The sequence below is a fragment of the Thalassotalea sp. G20_0 genome, from assembly GCF_017744175.1.
Taxonomy (GTDB): Bacteria; Pseudomonadota; Gammaproteobacteria; order Pseudomonadales; family Endozoicomonadaceae; genus Endozoicomonas.
The window spans coordinates 83,624-102,958 of record NZ_JAGHQV010000014.1; the positions used below are offsets into that span (position 1 = coordinate 83,624).

Below are 19,335 nucleotides of genomic sequence, written 5' to 3' on the forward strand. Positions count from 1 at the left end.
CTTAGTGCGCCTCACTGAATTTGGTATTGGGTGCAATCTTGAATTCCACCTCTTCAACCTGATCTGTCTTCCAGCTGCGAATCGCCCAGATCAGCAGACCGATCAGGAAGAAGGCACTGGGTGCCAGCAGCATCAGGCCGTTGGGAACATACCAGCCACCGTTGTTCACGGTTGCGAAGATTTCCATACCAAACAGGTTGCCCGCACCAAACAGCTCACGGAAGAAAGCAACAATCATCAGCACACAGCCATAGCCCAGACCGTTACCAAAACCATCCAGGGCTGACAGCGTTGGGCCGTTCTTCATGGCGAAGGCTTCTGCACGACCCATGACGATACAGTTGGTAATGATCAGGCCAACGAATACCGACAACTGCTTGGAGATGTCGTAAGCGTAAGCTTTCAGGATCTGGTCAACCACAATGACCAGCGAGGCGATAACCGTCATCTGACAGATAATACGGATGCTGTTGGGAATGTGGTTACGGATCAGGGAAACTGCCAGGTTGGAACAGGTGGTTACCCCGATAACTGCCAGTGCCATCACCAGGCTGACCTGCATGCTGGTGGTGACCGCCAGCGCAGAACAGATACCCAGAATCTGCAGGGTAATAGGGTTATTCTTAACAACCGGTTCCAGCAGGATATCTTTGGTCTTCACAGACATTATGCATTCCCCGCTTTCAGATTATTCAGGAACAGTTTAAAGCCGGCATCGGACAACCAGAACTTGATCAGGTTGCTGACACCGTTGGCAGTCAACGTCGCGCCCGCCAGGCCATCAATCTGGTTTACGGCCCCCGGGTTGGTTGAGTCAACGCCACCTTTAATAACGTGCAGCGCTACCTTGCCATCAACACTGTAGATTTCCTTGCCAACCCAGCGGGATTTCCAGACCGGGTTGCTGACTTCACCACCCAGTCCGGGGGTTTCCGCCTGCTCAAAGAATCCGAAACCTTTCACGGTGTTCAGGTTGTTTTCCAGCGCCAGGAATCCGTACATGGTAGACCACAGACCACGGCCGTGAACGGGCAGGATCAGTGTCTGCATCTGACCATCCTGTTCTACCAGGTAGACCTTGGCCACGTCCGCCTGACGGGAAATACCCGCGATGTCGGCACTGCCCAGGGCTCTGGACGTCTTGGCATCTTTGGCGGCAGTACGCTGATCGTACTGGTCTACGGTCAGGCCATTGGCTTGATCAACAAACTTACCGGTTTTCAGATCCACCAGCCGTGGTTGGATCTGCTGGTACAGTTCAGCAATTTCAGCAGGACTCAGCGCCCTGGCATCAGTGCTCAGACCGGCGATATCCAGAATGTTACGCTGAACGTCCAGCTTGATGTTCCGGTCCTGAACCGGCTTCAGAAATACTGCCGCCATGGATACCAGCACCGAACAGATCAGTGACAGTACCACCGTGACCAGCAGCGTCTTTTTAATCGTATCGTTTCCCATCAGGCCCGAGCCTCCCGACGCTTGATATTGGCCTCTACCACAAAGTGGTCAATCAGCGGCGCAAACAGGTTGGCAAACAGAATGGCCAGCATCATCCCTTCCGGATACGCAGGGTTCACCACTCGAATCAGGACAACCATGACACCAATCAGCGCACCGTAGAACCAGCGGCCCTGGTTAGTCATGGACGCCGATACCGGATCCGTGGTCATGAAGATCAGACCGAAGGCAAATCCACCCAGGACCATGTGCCAGTACCATGGCATATGGAACATGTAATTGGTGTCAGAACCGATCAGGTTGAACAGGGTAGACAGGGCAATCATACCGATCATGGTACCCGCAACAATTCTCCAGGAAGCAATACCGGAGAACAGCAGAACCGCACCACCGATAAAGATAGCCAGTGTCGATGTCTCGCCCACAGACCCCTGCATCACGCCAACAAACGCCTGAATCCAGCTGATGGACTGTTGCAATGCTTCCATACCGCCCTGCTGGGTAACGCTCAACATGGTGGCACCGGAGAAGCCGTCAGCCGCAGTCCATACCAGGTCACCGGAAATCTGCGCCGGATAAGCGAAGAACAGGAACGCACGGCCAGTCAGCGCCGGATTCAGGAAGTTCTTGCCCGTACCACCGAATACTTCCTTACCGATAACGACACCGAAGGAGATACCCAGGGCTACCTGCCAGAGCGGGATGGAGGGTGGCACAATCAGGGCAAACAGCACAGAGGTAACGAAGAAACCTTCATTCACTTCATGCTTACGGATAATGGCAAACAGTACTTCCCAGAAACCACCGACAAAGAAAGTCACTGCGTAGATGGGCAGGAAGTGAACAGCACCATAGATCAGGTTATCCCAGATACTGGCAGGATCATTACCGGCCAGCATGGCAATCAGCATACCGTGCCAGTCAGCCGGGACAGTGCCCAGACCATTGGCAATGGCCGTGTTTGCCTGATAACCCACGTTCCACATACCAAAGAACATGGCCGGGAAGGTACATAACCAGACCAGCCCCATCATGCGCTTCAGATCAACCGCATCACGCACGTGACTGGTGTTATGGGTTTTGTCCAGCGGTGTATAGAACAGCGTGTCAGCGGCTTCATACAACGCATAGAATTTTTCGTATTTACCGCCCTTGACGAAATGGGGTTCCATCGAGTCAAGGAGATTTCTTAATGGCTTCACTGATTACCCCTCCAGCTCAATACGGGTCAGGTTGTCACGCAGCAGGGGGCCGTACTCATACTTACCCGCACAAACGAATGTGCAGAGAGCCAGGTCTTCTTCTTCCAGCTCAAGGGCACCCAGTTTCTGAGCGGTCTCGGTGTCGCCGACAATAATGGCACGAAGCAGCTGAGTCGCCAGAATATCCAGAGGCATCATCTGCTCGTAGTTGCCTACGGGTACCATCGCACGCTCACCACCGTTTGTCGTTGTGGTGAAGTTGAACAGGCGGCTCTTGCTCAGGCCGGAGGTCATAACGCGCAGAATGGAGAAGCGATCCACCATTGGGTTGACCCAGCCCAGGAACAGACGCTCGTCACTCTCTTCCAGAACGGAAACCTGATTATGGTAACGTCCCAGGTAAGCAAATGGACCGTTGGCAGTGCGACCGCCAAATACCGATCCAGAAATAATACGGTTGCTGGCTGGCTTCAGTTCACCGGCAGTGATTTCATCGGTAGAGGCACCCAGGCGGGAACGAACCAGGCGTGGCTTGTCAACCTGAGGCCCTGCCAGAGAGACAACACGGTCCGTGAACAGCTTACCGGTGGTAAACAGTTTACCGACGGCAATAACATCCTGATAGCCCACCTGCCAAACCGTTTTGGTGGCAGAAACCGGGTCCAGAAAGTGGATGTGTGTACCTGGCAGACCAGCAGGATGCGGACCTGCAAACTCTTCGCTGTTGGCAATGCCCGCAGGAATATTGGCACCTGGAGCCTTGCACAGGAAGATCTTGCCACCACTGAGTTTACCCAGGATATTGATACCCTGTTCAAAAGCCTCGGCCTGTTCCCTGATCACCACTTCCGGATTGGCAGCCAGCGGGTGAGTATCAATCGCCGTGATAAAGATAGACGCCGGACGGGTTCCCAATACAGGTACCTTGCTGAACGGACGGGTGCGCAGTGCAGTCCAGAGACCGGATTCATTCAGCAGCGCTTCCACCTGTTCAGCGGTCAGACCCGCCAGTTCTTCAGGCTTGAAGGCTGTAAAGGTCTCTTCTTCTTCCTGGCCATCGACATCGATCACCACGGATTGCAAAACCCGTTTTTCACCACGATTAATTGCTGAAACTGTACCGCCAGCCAATGCTGTGTACCGGATACCCGGTGTCTTTTTATCGGTAAAGAGCAGTTGCCCTTTTTTAACTCGATCTCCCACAGCAACCGCCATCGTAGGCTTCATACCTACGTAATCAAAGCCAATCACGGCGACAGAACGCACTGCCCTGCCTTCCGAGATACTTTGTTCAGGCGATCCTGAGATCGGGAGATCCAGCCCCTGTTTGATTTTGATCATACCTTTCGCCTAATCAATCAAGTTGAGGTCAGGAGTAACCCGTCTCTCCGGTGATCCGGAACTGTCGTAACGAATTATGGAAGCCATGGTCATTGAATCTTCCCTGACGAAAAACACAAAAACCAAACTCCCGGTAACCAGAACACTGGCCGGGGCACTGCACATTATGTTCAGTAGACAACTTGAGAAAGGGGGGAGCAAACCTGCCGGGCAAAGCGAAACCCTGAGGCATTAGAGCCAGGCAGCAGAAGCCGGTAGTGCACCCCCTTTTTCAAGGTTACTGCTGCGCAGCTATATTCCCGGAAAGCAGTCTGGCAATCCGATCAGACACAGAAAAAACTCCGCTGAAAGTCAGCAGAATTCTGATGGGCATCCAGATAGACAAGCGTCGTAATTGGAGAACTTAAGTTCTTTATAATTAGTCGAAGCATGATCGGAAATTCCGTACCTGAGCCTAAATCCGCAACATCACCGATGAAAATGGTGGGACAATTATAAAGAGACTGGAGGTGATATGCCATACTGGCAGAGAGGATATTTTTACCAATGCCTATAAGAAATAACCAACAAATACCCTAATCGCCAGAGTTTTTCTCGCTCTTCCCCAGCAGAGAAAACAGCGAGAAATCTCGGCAAACTCACCCTTCAATCATGCAAAGCCTGATAAATAATTTTTCCTTTATAGCACTAAATTACACGACCATTGCTTACCAATCAGACTGCCCGGCGGAACAGCCGATAGAAATTGCCAGAAGTTTTTTCTCCAAGCTCCTCAGGTGTCACTCCTTTCAGAGCAGCAATGAATCGTGCCACATCGGCAACGAACCGGGGTTCGTTCGACTTGCCCCGATGGGGGACCGGTGCCAGATAGGGAGAGTCCGTTTCAATCAGCAAGCGATCCATGGGTAAATAGTCAACCACCTCCCGCAACGCAGACGCATTCCGAAAGGTCACAATACCCGATATGGAAATGTAGTAATTCAGGTCCAATGCCGCTTTTGCCATCTCCAGAGACTCGGTAAAGCAGTGCAGCACCCCGGCAGACTCCCTGGAACCGTATTCACGGAGAAAGTCCAGAGTATCTTCCCGGGCATCGCGGGTATGCACCACCACCGGCAACGCCAGTTCTGCGGCCAGTTCAAGATGATTAATAAAGGACTGTCGCTGAACCGCCTGAGCTCCTTCGGTGGTGGCGTAGTAGTAATCAAGCCCTGTTTCACCGATAGCAACCACTTTTTTATGGTTGGCCAGTGAGCGCACGACGTCGATATCAGGCACAACCTCTTTGCAGTCCAGTGGATGAACGCCAACCGAGGCATAGACATCCTCATACCGCTCCGCCAGTGATACCACCTCCGGGCCATTGGCCAGATCGATGCCAATACAGAGCATACGATCAACACCCGCCGCCCTGGCCGCCTCTACTGCAAGGTCAAGATTTCCCTCATAAGCACTCAAATCCAAACGATCGAGATGACAATGGGAGTCAATAAACATTCTTCTCTCCTGAAAGCTCAACCCTGACAAGTTTGAACTTTTCAATTCACCTCAGTTTGTCAAGCCTTATGTCAATACCAAAAAAAAACGACTACGGAGATGCTGAAGCGATTACAAAAGCAACTTCACGGCCCGGCATACGTTTTTACTGTTAAAGCGTCAGGGCATTAGAATATCATAAACCCACTTCTGCTTTTCCCACGTTTTTTTAATGGCAAGACTGAATTGTGAAAGTTAACTCCACATTATTGATTCTGCTACTGATGATCATGTTTCCACAGATTGTCGAAACGATCTATAGCCCGGCGCTGGGATCTATTGCCAATGCTTTTTCAGTGAGTACAGTTCAGGCCGCCCAGACTCTCTCTGTTTATTTTTCTTCTTTCGCAATAGGTGTTGCGGTTTGGGGAATCATGGCTGATAAATGGGGCAGAAGACCTTCAATGTTAGCCGGCCTATTGATTTATGGATTGGCAACTTGCACAGCAATGTTAACCGATAGCTTTACCATATTAATGTTTGCAAGAGCGATGAGTGCTTTTGGTATTGCTGTGGGTTCGGTGATCACACAAACCATGTTGCGGGATCTCTTCACCGGAGTCGAACTCAGTAAAGTTTTCAGCCTTGTCAGTATGGGAATTGCACTAAGTCCGATTATCGGCATGTTTGTTGGCGGGCAACTTACTCAAATGGGCGGTTATCAGTATGTTTTTGCTGCTTTGTCTTTCTCCGCATTCCTGTTATTTGTGCTGAATAGGGCGAAACTTCCCGAAACACGACCAGAAAGAATAAAATCGGTAAACCTTGTGTTGCTTGCCAGGCGTCTCTATTCAGATTCACATATATGGCACTCAGCACTGCTGGTAGCACTATACAATGTTGCTCTGTTTTCTTATTACCAGCTTGGCAGCTTCACGTTTCATCAACTTGGTCGCAGTGCTGAGGAATTTGGCCACAGTGGTTTAATCCTGAGTATTGGCACCTTGCTGGGCAGCTATTTAAATAAAAGACTGCTGGAGAGAGATATTAGTCAGCATAAATTATTATGGCTGGCTAATGGCTTCCTTCTATTCGGTGCATTGGGTGTATATCTGTTAAATACCACTATCTGGTTCCTGATACCAATGCTGCTGGTCGTCATGGCTTTTGGTATTGCAATGCCTAACGTTATAAGCTCTGCACTACAGCAATATCAGGATAATCTCGGCAGCGCTGGAGCTCTTTTTGGCTTACTTTATTATCTGATCATCGGAAGTGGTTTGATGCTGGCTGGCATTGTCCAGGATCTTGGTCTGGTTTTGCCAGGAGTCGCTATCTTAATTTCGCTGGTGATGCTATCTCAAAGCCGAAATTATTTTCATACATAAGGATTAATGAATCAACGAAACAGGCTCTTGTAAAACGGGGCGGATCATATGAGCCGCCTGCGTAAGACCGCTCACATTGTGTTGGTATGGCGGTCTGAAGACAAGGCACCGGCAATGTGCTTCTCAATTTTACTGCGGACACTGTCAGTCGGATCATTAAATTGAACACCGATCCCTGCCTGTCGGCCACCCTGGGCCCCCATCGGCGTAACCCAAACCACCTTCCCCGGCACAGGAATCTTCTCCGGCTCATCCATCAACGTCAGACGAATAAACACGTCATCCCCGAGGTTGTAATGTTTGTGGGTTGGCACAAACAGCCCGCCGCCACTGATAAACGGCATATACGCTTCATAGAGTGATGCCGTGTCCCGTATGGTTAGAGACATTAGTCCCTGCATCCCTTTCCCCATGACAACCCTCTCCTTTTTTTCCTGAATTCAAATTCAACCTGTTAGGAACCCGATTTATATCACCAGCTCAAGATAATCGCTGAACACCCCTTCCATCAACATCTGACTGTTCAGGTTAGCGCCCTCAAGCAACTGCTGTCGCTGCAGCATGATTTTATCGCGCAATACCAGCAGATCAGCCGCTTCCACTTTTTTAGCCATATAGTCCAGCATTCTCATCAAATCACGATTCCGAACACAGCTTTCATCGGCCGCCAGTTTCAGTTTTACAGCATCATCCAGCCAGCTGCCCATCCAGGCCAGCAGTTCAACCAGGTTACCCGTATGCCACTCTTTCGCCATCTCTACGGGGGTAAGATTCCCCCGAAACAGTTCGGGCATAGCATTGAACAAACGTCCTCGAACTGCCAGCGTATCATGATCAAACATTGCCCTGGCGATCATGGGTGAACCTGATGAAAGGCTCAACAACTGATCCACCACCAGAGGATCGGCAATATGATCCGATAACCAGGCTTTTGCCTGCGCAATATCCGGTACAGCAAAAGAAACCATCTGACAACGGCTGCGGATGGTCGGCAACATATCTCCGGAGCGGGCACTGACCAGAATAAAGAGGGTATCACCACCGGGCTCTTCCAGACTTTTCAGCAATGCATTGGCGGCATTAACATTCATCGCTTCCGCCGGATTAATAATGATTACCCTGCGCCCCCCCTGCTGGGCGGTTTTACGGGCAAACTCATTGACCTGACGAATCTGGTCAATCTTGATTGGCTTGCCTGTCGACTCAGGCTGAACCACCAGCAGATCAGGATGAGTTCCCGCCTTGACCAGCTCACAGCTCTTACAATGACCACAAGCGTACTCGCCACTGTTTTGATGACAAAGCACACGAGTGGCCAGAGCCCTGGCAAAATAACCTTTACCTACCCCGGGCACTCCCTTCAACAACAGGGCATGGGAAAGCAGGCCTGCCTGCATTCGCTGAACCAGTGGTTGCCACTGAGCCCCGTGCCAGGGTAACGGCTTTGACAAGAAGTTACTCACCATATCAGTTGATTCAGAACTCAATTAATCCAACCTTTATCCTTGGCCGTGGAGCTATTGACTCCCAAGCCGACGCTGCAAAGCCTTGATGATGTGTGTTTCAACCTCTGGAATCGGCTGACTGCCATCAATAACAACGTACTGATTGGGAAAACGCTCAGCCCTTTCCAGATAGACATTGCGAACGCGGTGAAAGAACTCGATCGCTTCCTGCTCAATCCGATCCAGAGCCCCACCCTGCTCAATAGCCCGACCTTTCGCCCTTGCCAGGCCAAGTTCCGGCTCAATATCCAGAAGCAACGTCATATCGGGCCTGCGATCCCCCTGTACCAGCTGCTCCAGCACCGCGATACGCTGCTCATCGATACCACGACCGCCACCCTGATAGGCATAAGTTGCATCGGTAAACCGGTCACAAACCACCACCTTGCCCTCAGCCAGTGCCGGCTCAACACGCTGACTGAGATTCTGGCTGCGTGCCGCAAAGACCATCAGCAGTTCGGTAGTATCCGTCACCGTCTCCTCGTGCTCAACAAGCACCAGGTTTCTCAGCTGTTCAGCCAATGGTGTGCCACCGGGCTCCCGGGTTTCTACAACATCATGACCATTAGCCTTTAACCATTGCAGAACAACCCCTTTGGCGGTGGTTTTACCGGCACCTTCACAGCCTTCAATCGTCAGAAAAAAACCCATCAATCTCTCAATTTCATCAATAACCAGTGTTTCTATTGCACCGTAGAACGATAATCTTTCCGCCGTTCCGTAATCTGATACTTCCTTACGGCCCGATTGTGTTCCGCCAGTGTTTTGGAAAAGTGGTGAGTACCATCGCCACGGGCAACAAAATAAAGCGTTTCCCCATCGGACGGATTCAGTGCTGCCTGAATGGCCTCGCGCCCAACCGTCGCTATCGGGGTTGGGGGTAGACCATGAATAACATAAGTGTTATAGGCGGTTCGCTCCCTCAGCATGCGACGATTCAATTCACCCTGATAACGATCACCCATACCATAAATAACGGTCGGATCGGTCTGCAGTCGCATCCTTTTTTCCAGACGTCGGATAAAGACACCGGCAATATCAGGCCGCTCTGATGGCACACCTGTCTCTTTCTCAATAATCGACGCCATAATCAAGGCTTCATAGGAGGATTTATAGGGCAGGTTTTCGGCCTTTTGACCCCACTCATCCGCAAGGACGGATTGCAGTCTTTGATGGGCTCTTTGCAGAATTGACGCCACCGGCGTCCCTGCTTCAAAGCTGTAGGTATCCGCATAGAACATCCCTTCCAGGTTATCGGTCTGCGGTACATCCCTTAGCAACGCCCCCATCACCTCTGTCAGATTTTTCTGCTCTACCGGTGCGGTCAGCTTCGGGTGGCTGTTCAAGTCTATGAGCAACTCTTTTAATGTCCAGCCTTCCACCAGGGTCGCACTGAAGTAACGGACATCGCCAGTAACAAACTTCTGCAACAGCTGTCGATAGGTGGTACCGGGAGCAATCAGGTATTCCCCGGCATGAAGGTCAGCAGCAACCCCCTTAACCCTGGCAAAGACCTTAAACATATCAGGATATTGAATCAGCCGGTCTGCCGCCAGCCGCTGCACCACACGCCCCAGCGAGTCACCCGCAACAATGACAAACCCGGCATCACTGGTCACCGGAACCTGCTGATCACCATACCAGCGCAGACCATACCAGCCAGCTGCAAGACCCGCCAGGACCAGCAACAGAGCCAACAGCAAACCACCGAACAGTGTCAGCAGCAACTTCCTAAGCATTGAATTCTTCCAGTACACAATCTCGAATTTGGCTAGTCAGGGGACCAATCCCCCACTCCCTTCCTTCGTATTCAATCACAGGCCAGACACCGTTGACACTGTTACAGAGAAAGATTTCTGCAACATCCAGACCCCGGGGTACGGACTGCTCTTTAACCGTCATCCCACGATGACGGGCAAACTCAATGATAAACTCGCGACAAACCCCGGCCACACCATGGAATGACAGATCCGGAGTCACCAGGTCACCTTCATGAGTCACAATAAACAGATTACTCATGGTGCCTTCAACCAGGTTGCCCTCAAAATCACACAGCAGACCTTCGTCGTAAGCATCGCCCTGCCATTCACTTCTGGCCAGCACCTGCTCAAGACGATTCAGATGCTTCAGCCCTGCCAGGGCACTTCGCCCAAGACGCATCTGACAGAGCTTTACCCGTGCGCCATGCACTCCGGGATCACGGGACCTTGACGGTAGCGGGTGGAGTGACAGAATCCGACGCACAGAGAGACAACCCTCAGGATTATAGCCGCGTCCACCGCTGCCCCGGGTGATCATAACCTTCAGCACACCGTCAAAGGCCCGGTTATCCAACAGAAAGGCATCCACCTCTTCAAGCAATCGCTCAATATCCACGGCAATACCCAGCTGCTGGCAAGAACGTTGCAGGCGACGCCAATGATAGTCAGCCAGCGTTGGCTTACCACCGGCAACCCGAACCGTTTCAAATAAGCCATCCCCGTAGGCCAGCCCACGGTCTGAAACCGGCAGGAAACTTTCAGGCACTCCATTCACCCAGACTGGATACTCACTCACCCGGAACCCCCTCTTTAACCGGCCCTATCTGTCTAATTTGGAAAATGCCAGGGTTACATTGGTACCACCAAAGCCAAAAGAGTTGGTGAGCACATGATCCATCTGCATTTTTCTGGCATGGTGCGGCACATAATCAAGATCACAGCCTTCGCCGGGCTGATCCAGGTTGATGGTCGGGGGAATCACACCTTCAACCAGGGATTTGATACTGAATACCGCTTCCACAGCCCCGGCAGCCCCCAGCAAATGGCCGGTCATGGATTTGGTTGAACTGACCGCCAGACGCGCGGCGTGGGTACCAAACACCTTATGAATCGCCCGTGTTTCAGCCACATCCCCTGCCGGTGTGGACGTGCCGTGGGCATTAATATACGACACATTTTCAGGTACCAGACCGGCATCTTCAAGAGCTGAAATCATGGCACGCGCAGCACCACGACCATCTTCTGGCGGTGACGTCATATGCCAGGCATCACCACTCATGCCAACACCACTGAGCTCAGCGTATATCCTGGCACCACGTTTAACCGCATGCTCGTACTCTTCCAGTACCAGAATACCGGCACCATCGCCCAGGACAAAACCGTCACGATCCGCATCCCACGGGCGGCTGGCTTTTTCAGGCTCATGGTTACGGGTAGAAAGCGCTCGGGCCGCAGCAAAACCGGTCATGCCCAGCGCTGACGAACCTTTTTCGGCACCACCAGCCACCATCAGATCGGCATCACCATAAGCAATGGTTCTCGCGGCAAGGGCAATGGCATGGCTGCCGGTAGCGCAGGCTGTAGAGGTGGCAAAGTTGGGTCCCTGAAGATTGTATTTCATGGAAACCCAGCCCGCCGCCATATTGACGATGGCAGCGGGAATAAAAAATGGGGATATTCGACGGGGGCCGCTGTTCAGCAACGTGGAGTGGTTCTGCTCAATAGACGTCAAACCACCAATACCCGAGCCGATCGCCACACCATATCGGTGCGCACGGTGATCATCAATCACCAGACCGGAGTCAGCCATGGCCTCGGCAGCAGCAGCCACACCGTACTGAATAAAGACATCCATTTTACGGGCATCTTTCTTATCGATAACACCGTCAGGATCAAAACCTTTGACCGCGCCACAGATAGACACACTGAAACCTTCCGTATCAAGGTGGGAGATCGCCTCAATACCACTGCGTCCCGCCAACAGAGCAGACCAGCTGTCATGGACATTATTGCCCACCGGGGTTATTGCCCCCATGCCTGTTGCAACAACCCTTCTACGCATTCGCTGCGATAACCATTCTGTATTTTTTTCTTCCGACAAGACTGACTCTCCTGCTGACCTGTCGTACAGATTTAATGAACCGTCATTCACATCAAAGCATCGCCACAGCAGCCTGACTATGAAAAAACGACAACAACACGATGATAATCGTCATCATGCAGCCAGCTTTTACAGCGATAGCCAGCAGACTGCCATAAACAACAAAAGCCGCAGACCATCGTCATGCGGCTTTCGAGTGACACACTTTTTGAAGATACTTTCGCTAAAGAATCAGTATCGAAAAAGCGTGTCACAAAGATACAGTTGTGCAAATCAAGGCAGAATCAGGAGTGTGCAACAACGTAGTCAATTGCTTCCTGAACAGTGGTGATTTTCTCAGCCTCTTCATCAGGAATCTCGGTTTCGAATTCCTCTTCCAACGCCATCACCAACTCAACAGTGTCCAGAGAGTCCGCGCCAAGATCCTCTACGAATGACGCACTGTTAGTGACTTCGTCTTCCTTCACGCCAAGCTGTTCGCAAACAATCTTCTTAACGCGCTCTTCAATGGTGCTCATACCTTGTTGTGCTCCTATCGATATTCGGTGCAGCCTGAGGCTACAGGTGAACTAGTTTATATGGTCAATTATGGGAATTTCAAGCCAGTTCATGGAAAACCAGTGACTATCCACGCAAATTGACAACAGATTTAACAAAACCCCAAAACCCAACCCATTAGAACAGGGTTTGCCTCGCCCTGCTCACTACTGCCAAAGCACTAAAGGTTCAGGCAAAGGAGGATTAATTCATGTACATGCCGCCATTGACATGCAAGGTCTCACCAGTGATATACCCGGCAGGCTCACTGACCAGAAATGCAACAGCAGCGGCAATTTCTTCCGGCTGACCCAACCGGGCCAGGGGAATCTGGCCAAGCAGGGAGGACTGCTGGTCTTCAGGCAGCGCCCTGGTCATATCGGTTTCGATAAAGCCCGGAGCAACGGTGTTCACGGTAATGCTTCTTGAGCCGACTTCACGGGCCATCGCCCGGGTGAAACCTTCGATACCGGCCTTGGCTGCCGCGTAATTTGCCTGCCCCTGGTTACCCATGGAACCAACAACAGAACTGATATTCACTATCCGCCCCCAGCGTGCTTTAGTCATACCACGCAGGACAGCCTTACTCATCCGGAAGATGGAACTGAGATTAGTATCAATAACGTCATCCCACTCATCCTCCTTCATGCGCATCAGGATATTATCACGGGTAATGCCGGCATTGTTGATCAGAATCAACGGTGCGCCATATTCTGCGCTGACCGCCTTGAGCACTGCCTGACATTCTTCCGCTGAGGTTACGTTCAGTGCCATGCCCTGACCTTGAATACCCTCCGCCTGCAAAGCGTCAGTAATGGCCGCCGCACCGGACTCAGACGTTGCCGTGCCAATCACGATGGCTCCGGCCTTCCCCAGGGCAAGCGCTATGGCTTTGCCAATACCACGACTGGCACCGGTAACCAGGGCAACCTTCCCCTTCAGACCATCTCCTGCAATAGGCCGTTCCAGCTCTCTTTCAGCAGTCATTTCCCGCCTGTTCCTTATTGGTTAGCTTCTGCCAGCATCTGAGCCATAGCGTCAGCAGACTCCAGCGTAGCAATGGGCGCACGTCGCGCAATACGTTTATTCAGTCCAGCCAGTACTTTACCGGGGCCACATTCAGCAAACCGGCCAACACCAGCGGCCATCATGGTTTCCACAGACTCAACCCAGCGTACCGGACTGTACAGCTGAGCAACCAGGTTCGCCTTAAGCTGAGCCGGATCAGAACAGACATTAGCAGAAACATTCTGCACCACCGGAATCACCGGCTCAATCAACTCAATACCGTCCAACGCTTTCTGGAGGCGCTCTGCAGCAGGCTTCATCAAGGCACAATGGGAAGGAACACTGACTGGCAGCTCAATCGCCCTCTTGGCACCCGCTTCTTTTGCACACTCAATGGCACGTTTAACTGCGGCAACCTGACCGGCAATCACCACCTGACCGGGAGCATTGAAATTGACCGCCTCGACCACTTCATCACCTGCCGCCTTCTCACAGGCAGCAACCACATCTGCATCATCAAGGCCAATAATAGCAGCCATGGCTCCTGCACCGGAGGCAACCGCCTCCTGCATGAACAGTCCACGCAGGCGAACCAGGCTGACGGCATCCGTAAAATTCATCGCACCGGCACACACCAGGGCCGAATACTCACCCAGGCTATGCCCGGCCATCATCGACGGTGCCTCACCCTGACGCTCACACCAGAGACGCCAGAGAGCCACACTGGATACCAGCAATGCAGGCTGGGTATTCTCCGTCTGATTTAACGCCTCAGCAGGCCCTTCAGAAACCATATTCAGGAGATCAAAACCAAGCACCCCGGCGGCTTCAGCAAACGTTGCCTGCACCACTGGCTCTGAAAGATAGTCAGCGATCATGCCAACCTGTTGGGACCCTTGTCCTGGAAAGACAAAAGCAAGCTTATCCGTCATTGCAACCCGCTCTTTCGCTTAGCTCTCTTGTTACCGAGAGGCCTGAAATTCAATTGAATACGAAGCGAACCTCCCGGTACAACTACGCCAGTTAATGCAGTCATCCCGGAAGCCAGATACGCTTCCCAGTAAAAAACCGGGGCAATTATAGGAAAAATAGACAACAAGGTAAGTAAATTTATGTTTCCAATAACAAAAAAGAACCGAAAAATGATTCATATTCTTTCCTGCCTGGCAGCAAACAAACTCTGTGATTAACCGTCTATACCCCTTCGATTCGGTTGGATTAAGCAGTTGACCAATTGTAACCGTATATTTCTGACCACGTGGGCAGTTACTACGCAAGGCACACCGCAGGGAGCATAGCCGTAGCTGTGTGACCGGAGTTGCGATGCTACACGACTGCATGGATGCAGGAGCTATTGCCTGGAGCGACTGTTCGCTTAGTCAGAAAATATGATTACATTTGGTTAACTACTTATGCGCCCCCCCAAATACGCTTTCATTGTATGGTCAATGCAGGATAGATGATTTCTGTCGTTAATGGCATCAGTCATCCCGTCAATGAGGCCGGTTTACCGGATGGTTTCGCGCAGAGGCAGAGTTCCAAAATAAGACGACAGCTCTGCACCGTTGAAATCTGCCCGAATATTTTTTCATTTGAAGGGTAAAAACTAAGCTATGCTTGTGCAGTTTCGGGCGTTGCAAGTTCTGGCCTGCTTCTTCCGAAGCGTTTTTTTTAGCCGATCCAATTATTTCAGTCAATTGGATAGTACTTTATCTTCTTTCATAAAATATTCGGACTAAAAAAAGGATTATAACCATGTACCCTGTCAACTCAGTTTTTTCCCGTGCTTCTAATATCCCCGGGAAATCACATGTTCTTTCTGCTGCGCAGAAGTCATCAACTAATGGTTCTCAAGGCGTTTCTGCATTTTTTGGTCAGCATCAAGTCAGTATTTCAAAACTCAGCAAACCATTGGTACTAAAGTGTTTATGGGATAATGCGAAAGGAGAAGGAGTTGCATTTACCAAGATAAAAAATCCTGCAATATTGATGGCGATGAAATTACTCCCGGAGATGGACATTAAAATTGCTGAACAACACATACAAAATGCCCAAAGCAAAAATCTACCATTGTCGTTTGGTTATCTTGATAATAAACCGCTGGAAATAAATATCACTGGAAATAATCTGAATACTCAATCTTACGATCATTATCATGGTGATGGTTCCGCAAAAAGAGCAATTTATAAGGCGAAAGAACTTGATGACAGGGAAAAGTATCCTGAAGAACGTTACTTGTTTGATCAGTTTGATCAGGCTGTGGCTGATCATCCAAATTCGGGAGAATTAACAGAAGATCAATTGTTAGATTGCCTGATGTCTGCTCTTCATGGCAAAGATAATCCCCCTGTGCCAGGCAACGGAAAAAATCCAGATCAGCAGTCAACCTGATTAAACTTTCCAAAACATAAAAGAACCAAAAATGATTATAAACACAGAATAATTAACACAAAATATTATTGATACCATTACCTGCAAATCCCGTACAGTTTCTGGTTTAGAGTTGTCATTGATCATTATTAGCGGTAGAGCCTTAGCCGTAAGTTAAGCAGGACAGCCGCAATAATCTTTGCTTGGCAACTTAAATACCAGCACGAACGGATTGCCAGCATCATCAGTAGTTACTCAACGATCAAGTCATTTGTTGCCAAACAGTTCTCCCGGGTATTTGACCATGCACCTATTGATCCTGAGCTGAAAAATGAGCTGATCAACCAGGTAGCACGGGTTAGCCTCTACGCATTAAAGGGGAAGATCACCGACGACAGTTGGAAGGCTGTGGGCATGGAAATGCTAAAGCAGGAGTACAAAGAATTTATTGAGTGAAATATCTGTGGGATGGGAGTTACCGCCCTCCCTCGCTTGTTAATCCGTGCGGGGTATCACTGAACGATACCCTTACTCCCCTCCCAGCATTAACTCTATCTCTTCTGCCAACCGCCCGGGAACATCGCTGTCCACTTCCCTGACGGCCTCGCCGATAGCACGGAAAAAACCTTCTTCATCGGAGTGACCGTGACTTTTGACCACAATCCCCTGCAGCCCGAGAAAACTGGCACCGTTGTATACTACCGGATCAATGCTTTTATAGATTTTACGCATGACCGGCGCAATCAGCAGAGAGAGAAACCGACGCCAAAGCGTCTGCTGAAAAGCGGCAACCAGGCTGTCACTAATTAAACCGGCAACCCCCTCTCCGGTTTTCAGGGCAATATTGCCAACAAAACCGTCGCAGACCACCACATCCGCGCCACCGGCAAACACATCATTCCCTTCGATATAGCCGATGTAGTTCAGACGACCATCGTCTTTCAATAGCCGATTTGCCAGCTTTACCTGTTCATTCCCTTTGATATCCTCAGTGCCGACGTTCAGCAACCCTACCCTCGGAGCAGTGATACCTCTGACAGTAGCGACCAGCAAAGACCCCATCACAGCAAACTGGTAAAGACTGTTGGCTGAACAGTCAACATTAGCCCCCATATCCAGCAGCAGAACACTGCCACCGGCACAGGGAATAGCCCCCGCAATGGCAGGACGGTCAATACCCACAAAGGTCTTCAGGGCAAATCGCCCCATAGCCATCAGGGCACCCGTATTCCCCGAACTGACGCAGGCAGCCGCACGGCCACCAGCCACCTGCTCAAGGGCAACCCACATGGAGCTGTCTTCTTTGGATCTCAGGGCAAAAGAGGGTTTTTCATCCATACCGATGGTCTTTCCAGCATGAATAACCGTAAGACGGGACTGATCGAAAGCAGTAGAAGAGAGATGACCGGTAATCAGTTGCTGATCACCCACCAGGGAAAGATGAAGACCCGGATAAGCATCCAAGGCTCGGAGGGCAGCCCGGATACGAGAACGGGGACTTTCGTCCCCGCTCATAATATCAAGCGCTATTTTCCTTCCTGGAGCTGCTGACCGTCCTGGCATGGTACGGCTCACTCGCCGACTTTACCTTCAAGCACTTTGCGGCCACGGTAGAAACCGTCAGCGGTCATGTGATGACGACGATGAGTTTCGCCGGAAGTCGCATCAACAGACAGCTGAGATGCAGTCAGACTGTCGTGGGAACGGCGCATGTCACGCTTGGAACGGGTTTTACGGTTTTGCTGAACAGCCATGTGTCAACTCTCCTAAATTCTTTGCCTGGAACTCTATTTGGGTTCGGTAGTACTTTTATCCTGATCAGCTTTCAGACTAGCCAGAACACTGAACGGGTTACGACGCTTTTTCTCTTCCGCTGCCCGGGCAGCGGAAGCCTCAGCCTCTTCATCAGATTCAGTAGTAAAGTTCTGCTGAACCTGGCAGGCTTCAGGCGGATGATAAGCCACGATAGGAAGGCTCAACAGAAGCTCTTCCTCCAGCAGGGGCACTAACTCCATCGGCTCCTCCTGGAGCATCAGGGGTTCATAACCCTCCGGCAGGGACCGGGCCTGCTCATCGGTCAATACACCCATCAGGTTGAGGTCTGAACGCACGGGAAGTTCTGCTACATCAAGGCAGCGCTGACAAATCATTTTAAGATTCGCCTCAACATGCCCCTCAAGAACCACTCGGTGATCTTCGCTCATATAGAAATGAAGAAAGACCTTCACCTCGCCCTGATCGTCAGCGAGACTGGCCACCAGTCGATCAAACTGTTTAAGCGCCAGCGAACCTTCAAACTGTAACCCCTGACGCGCGAGTTTCCGCGGATCAACGGTTTTTGGTAATTGGCCTGATAACATAAGCGCGCAATCATAGGGCGATGCCCCTTTGCTGTCAAACATCCTTTTCGGGTGAGGTTTATCAGAATTTCAACTATTTCATGAATAACATGCCTGAAGACTGTATTTTTCACAACCTGCTGCCGGATGGCGCAGGCGTGTTTTACAAAAATTCGTAACCATGCATACTGTGCTCGACTATCCGAACCTTTGCCCGCACCACCTGCACATCATAAAACGATGAATATATTGCTAGCCTCAGGCTCACCCTATCGAAAAAGCCTGCTTGAACGACTCAACCTGACCTTCAGCCAGGCCTCACCGGACATTGACGAAACCCCTGAACCCACAGAGAGCGCCAGGGAGCTGGCCATCAGGCTTTCCCGGGAAAAGGCCCTGATACTGGCCGACCAGCATCCGGATACCCTGATTATTGCCTCCGACCAGAGTGCCGCACTGGACAACAGGATTCTGGGCAAACCCGGAACCAGGGAACAAGCCATTCAACAGCTGTCCGGCTGCAGCGGCAGACAGGTGGTTTTCCACACCGGACTTTGCCTGCTGAACACCGCTACAGCAGAGCATCAGCTGACCTGTGTGGATTACACCGTCTGGTTCCGAACCCTGTCCAGCACACAGATTGCCACCTATATAGATGCAGAGAGTCCACTGGACTGTGCTGGCAGCTTCAAATGTGAAGGACTGGGCATCACTCTGTTCGAGAAAATGGCTGGCGATGATCCTGACAGTCTGGTTGGACTGCCACTGATCACCCTGACCACCATGCTGATGAATGAAGGGGTTTACCCTTTGGGCAGATAGGGTAAATACACCGGGTCTTGCACAGCAG

At 51.0% G+C, this 19,335-nt stretch carries 21 protein-coding genes; 4 read left to right on the forward strand and 17 right to left on the reverse strand.

The features are described 5' to 3' along the window. Position 1: 1 nt before the first annotated feature. Genes J7438_RS10635 through J7438_RS10650 form a run of 4 tightly spaced genes read right to left on the reverse strand, consistent with a single transcriptional unit; the run spans position 2 to position 4,001 of the window. Complete coding sequence (locus tag J7438_RS10635) at positions 2-667, reverse strand: NADH:ubiquinone reductase (Na(+)-transporting) subunit D (protein ID WP_209200876.1); 666 nt, start codon at positions 665-667, stop codon at positions 2-4. Beyond that, complete coding sequence (locus J7438_RS10640) at positions 667-1,458, reverse strand: Na(+)-translocating NADH-quinone reductase subunit C (RefSeq protein ID WP_286196520.1); 792 nt, start codon at positions 1,456-1,458, stop codon at positions 667-669. The genes J7438_RS10635 and J7438_RS10640 overlap by 1 nt, the downstream gene beginning before the upstream one ends. Further along, positions 1,458-2,630 carry an NADH:ubiquinone reductase (Na(+)-transporting) subunit B gene (locus J7438_RS10645; RefSeq protein WP_209276550.1) on the reverse strand — a complete coding sequence of 391 codons (1,173 nt, stop codon included), beginning with the start codon at positions 2,628-2,630 and terminating at the stop codon, positions 1,458-1,460. The genes J7438_RS10640 and J7438_RS10645 overlap by 1 nt, the downstream gene beginning before the upstream one ends. A gap of 33 nt (positions 2,631-2,663) precedes the next feature. Next, positions 2,664-4,001: a Na(+)-translocating NADH-quinone reductase subunit A gene (locus J7438_RS10650; RefSeq protein WP_209276520.1), complete on the reverse strand. Its 1,338-nt coding sequence runs from the start codon at positions 3,999-4,001 to the stop codon at positions 2,664-2,666. Between the two features lie 85 nt (positions 4,002-4,086). On the opposite strand from J7438_RS10650, the gene J7438_RS10655 reads away from it, so the two are divergent. Beyond that, the gene (locus J7438_RS10655) at positions 4,087-4,236 is read left to right on the forward strand and encodes a hypothetical protein (protein WP_209276521.1); all 150 of its coding nucleotides are present in this window, start codon (positions 4,087-4,089) and stop codon (positions 4,234-4,236) included. Between the two features lie 479 nt (positions 4,237-4,715). On the opposite strand, the gene J7438_RS10660 is transcribed toward J7438_RS10655, so the two are convergent. Beyond that, the gene (locus tag J7438_RS10660; protein ID WP_209200871.1) at positions 4,716-5,498 is read right to left on the reverse strand and encodes a TatD family hydrolase; all 783 of its coding nucleotides are present in this window, start codon (positions 5,496-5,498) and stop codon (positions 4,716-4,718) included. A gap of 227 nt (positions 5,499-5,725) precedes the next feature. On the opposite strand from J7438_RS10660, the gene J7438_RS10665 reads away from it, so the two are divergent. Continuing rightward, positions 5,726-6,865 carry a multidrug effflux MFS transporter gene (locus J7438_RS10665; protein ID WP_209276522.1) on the forward strand — a complete coding sequence of 380 codons (1,140 nt, stop codon included), beginning with the start codon at positions 5,726-5,728 and terminating at the stop codon, positions 6,863-6,865. 71 nt (positions 6,866-6,936) lie between these two features. Here the strand turns inward: J7438_RS10665 and J7438_RS10670 are convergent, their stop codons facing one another. The 9 genes from J7438_RS10670 to fabD all read right to left on the reverse strand — a co-directional run bounded on the left by J7438_RS10670 (position 6,937) and on the right by fabD (position 14,708). Next, positions 6,937-7,278, reverse strand: coding sequence for a PilZ domain-containing protein (locus J7438_RS10670; RefSeq protein WP_209276523.1), 342 nt, complete (start codon positions 7,276-7,278; stop codon positions 6,937-6,939). 54 nt (positions 7,279-7,332) lie between these two features. Next, positions 7,333-8,352: a DNA polymerase III subunit delta' gene (locus J7438_RS10675; protein ID WP_209276524.1), complete on the reverse strand. Its 1,020-nt coding sequence runs from the start codon at positions 8,350-8,352 to the stop codon at positions 7,333-7,335. A gap of 30 nt (positions 8,353-8,382) precedes the next feature. After that, positions 8,383-9,021: a dTMP kinase gene (tmk, locus tag J7438_RS10680; protein ID WP_209276551.1), complete on the reverse strand. Its 639-nt coding sequence runs from the start codon at positions 9,019-9,021 to the stop codon at positions 8,383-8,385. A 32-nt stretch (positions 9,022-9,053) separates the two neighbouring features. Then, positions 9,054-10,109: an endolytic transglycosylase MltG gene (gene mltG, locus J7438_RS10685; protein WP_209276525.1), complete on the reverse strand. Its 1,056-nt coding sequence runs from the start codon at positions 10,107-10,109 to the stop codon at positions 9,054-9,056. After that, positions 10,102-10,926, reverse strand: a complete 825-nt coding sequence (gene pabC, locus J7438_RS10690) for an aminodeoxychorismate lyase (RefSeq protein ID WP_209200865.1) — start codon at positions 10,924-10,926, stop codon at positions 10,102-10,104. Before pabC ends, mltG begins: the two co-directional genes overlap by 8 nt. Positions 10,927-10,950: 24 nt before the next feature. Continuing rightward, entirely contained in the window at positions 10,951-12,192 is a 1,242-nt protein-coding gene (gene fabF, locus J7438_RS10695) for a beta-ketoacyl-ACP synthase II (RefSeq protein WP_209276526.1), read from the reverse strand. 323 nt (positions 12,193-12,515) lie between these two features. Beyond that, positions 12,516-12,749 carry an acyl carrier protein gene (acpP, locus tag J7438_RS10700; protein ID WP_020582918.1) on the reverse strand — a complete coding sequence of 78 codons (234 nt, stop codon included), beginning with the start codon at positions 12,747-12,749 and terminating at the stop codon, positions 12,516-12,518. Positions 12,750-12,972: 223 nt separating this feature from the next. Next, a complete protein-coding gene (fabG, locus tag J7438_RS10705; RefSeq protein WP_209276527.1) occupies positions 12,973-13,755 on the reverse strand; it encodes a 3-oxoacyl-ACP reductase FabG in 783 nt (260 codons plus the stop codon). A 14-nt stretch (positions 13,756-13,769) separates the two neighbouring features. Continuing rightward, on the reverse strand, positions 13,770-14,708 hold the full coding sequence (gene fabD, locus J7438_RS10710; RefSeq protein WP_209200862.1) for an ACP S-malonyltransferase: 939 nt from the start codon (positions 14,706-14,708) through the stop codon (positions 13,770-13,772). Positions 14,709-15,531: 823 nt separating this feature from the next. Here fabD and J7438_RS10715 point away from each other — a divergent pair. Next, complete coding sequence (locus J7438_RS10715) at positions 15,532-16,167, forward strand: hypothetical protein (RefSeq protein ID WP_209276528.1); 636 nt, start codon at positions 15,532-15,534, stop codon at positions 16,165-16,167. A gap of 507 nt (positions 16,168-16,674) precedes the next feature. On the opposite strand, the gene plsX is transcribed toward J7438_RS10715, so the two are convergent. The 3 genes from plsX to J7438_RS10730 are packed head-to-tail and all read right to left on the reverse strand — an operon-like array spanning position 16,675 to position 18,548. Next, positions 16,675-17,709, reverse strand: coding sequence for a phosphate acyltransferase PlsX (gene plsX, locus J7438_RS10720; protein ID WP_209276552.1), 1,035 nt, complete (start codon positions 17,707-17,709; stop codon positions 16,675-16,677). Between the two features lie 8 nt (positions 17,710-17,717). Next, positions 17,718-17,900, reverse strand: coding sequence for a 50S ribosomal protein L32 (gene rpmF, locus J7438_RS10725; protein ID WP_209276529.1), 183 nt, complete (start codon positions 17,898-17,900; stop codon positions 17,718-17,720). Between the two features lie 33 nt (positions 17,901-17,933). Then, positions 17,934-18,548: a YceD family protein gene (locus J7438_RS10730; protein ID WP_209276530.1), complete on the reverse strand. Its 615-nt coding sequence runs from the start codon at positions 18,546-18,548 to the stop codon at positions 17,934-17,936. Between the two features lie 177 nt (positions 18,549-18,725). Here J7438_RS10730 and J7438_RS10735 point away from each other — a divergent pair, with 177 nt between their 5' ends. Then, positions 18,726-19,307, forward strand: coding sequence for a Maf family protein (locus tag J7438_RS10735; protein ID WP_209276531.1), 582 nt, complete (start codon positions 18,726-18,728; stop codon positions 19,305-19,307). Positions 19,308-19,335: the final 28 nt, after the last annotated feature.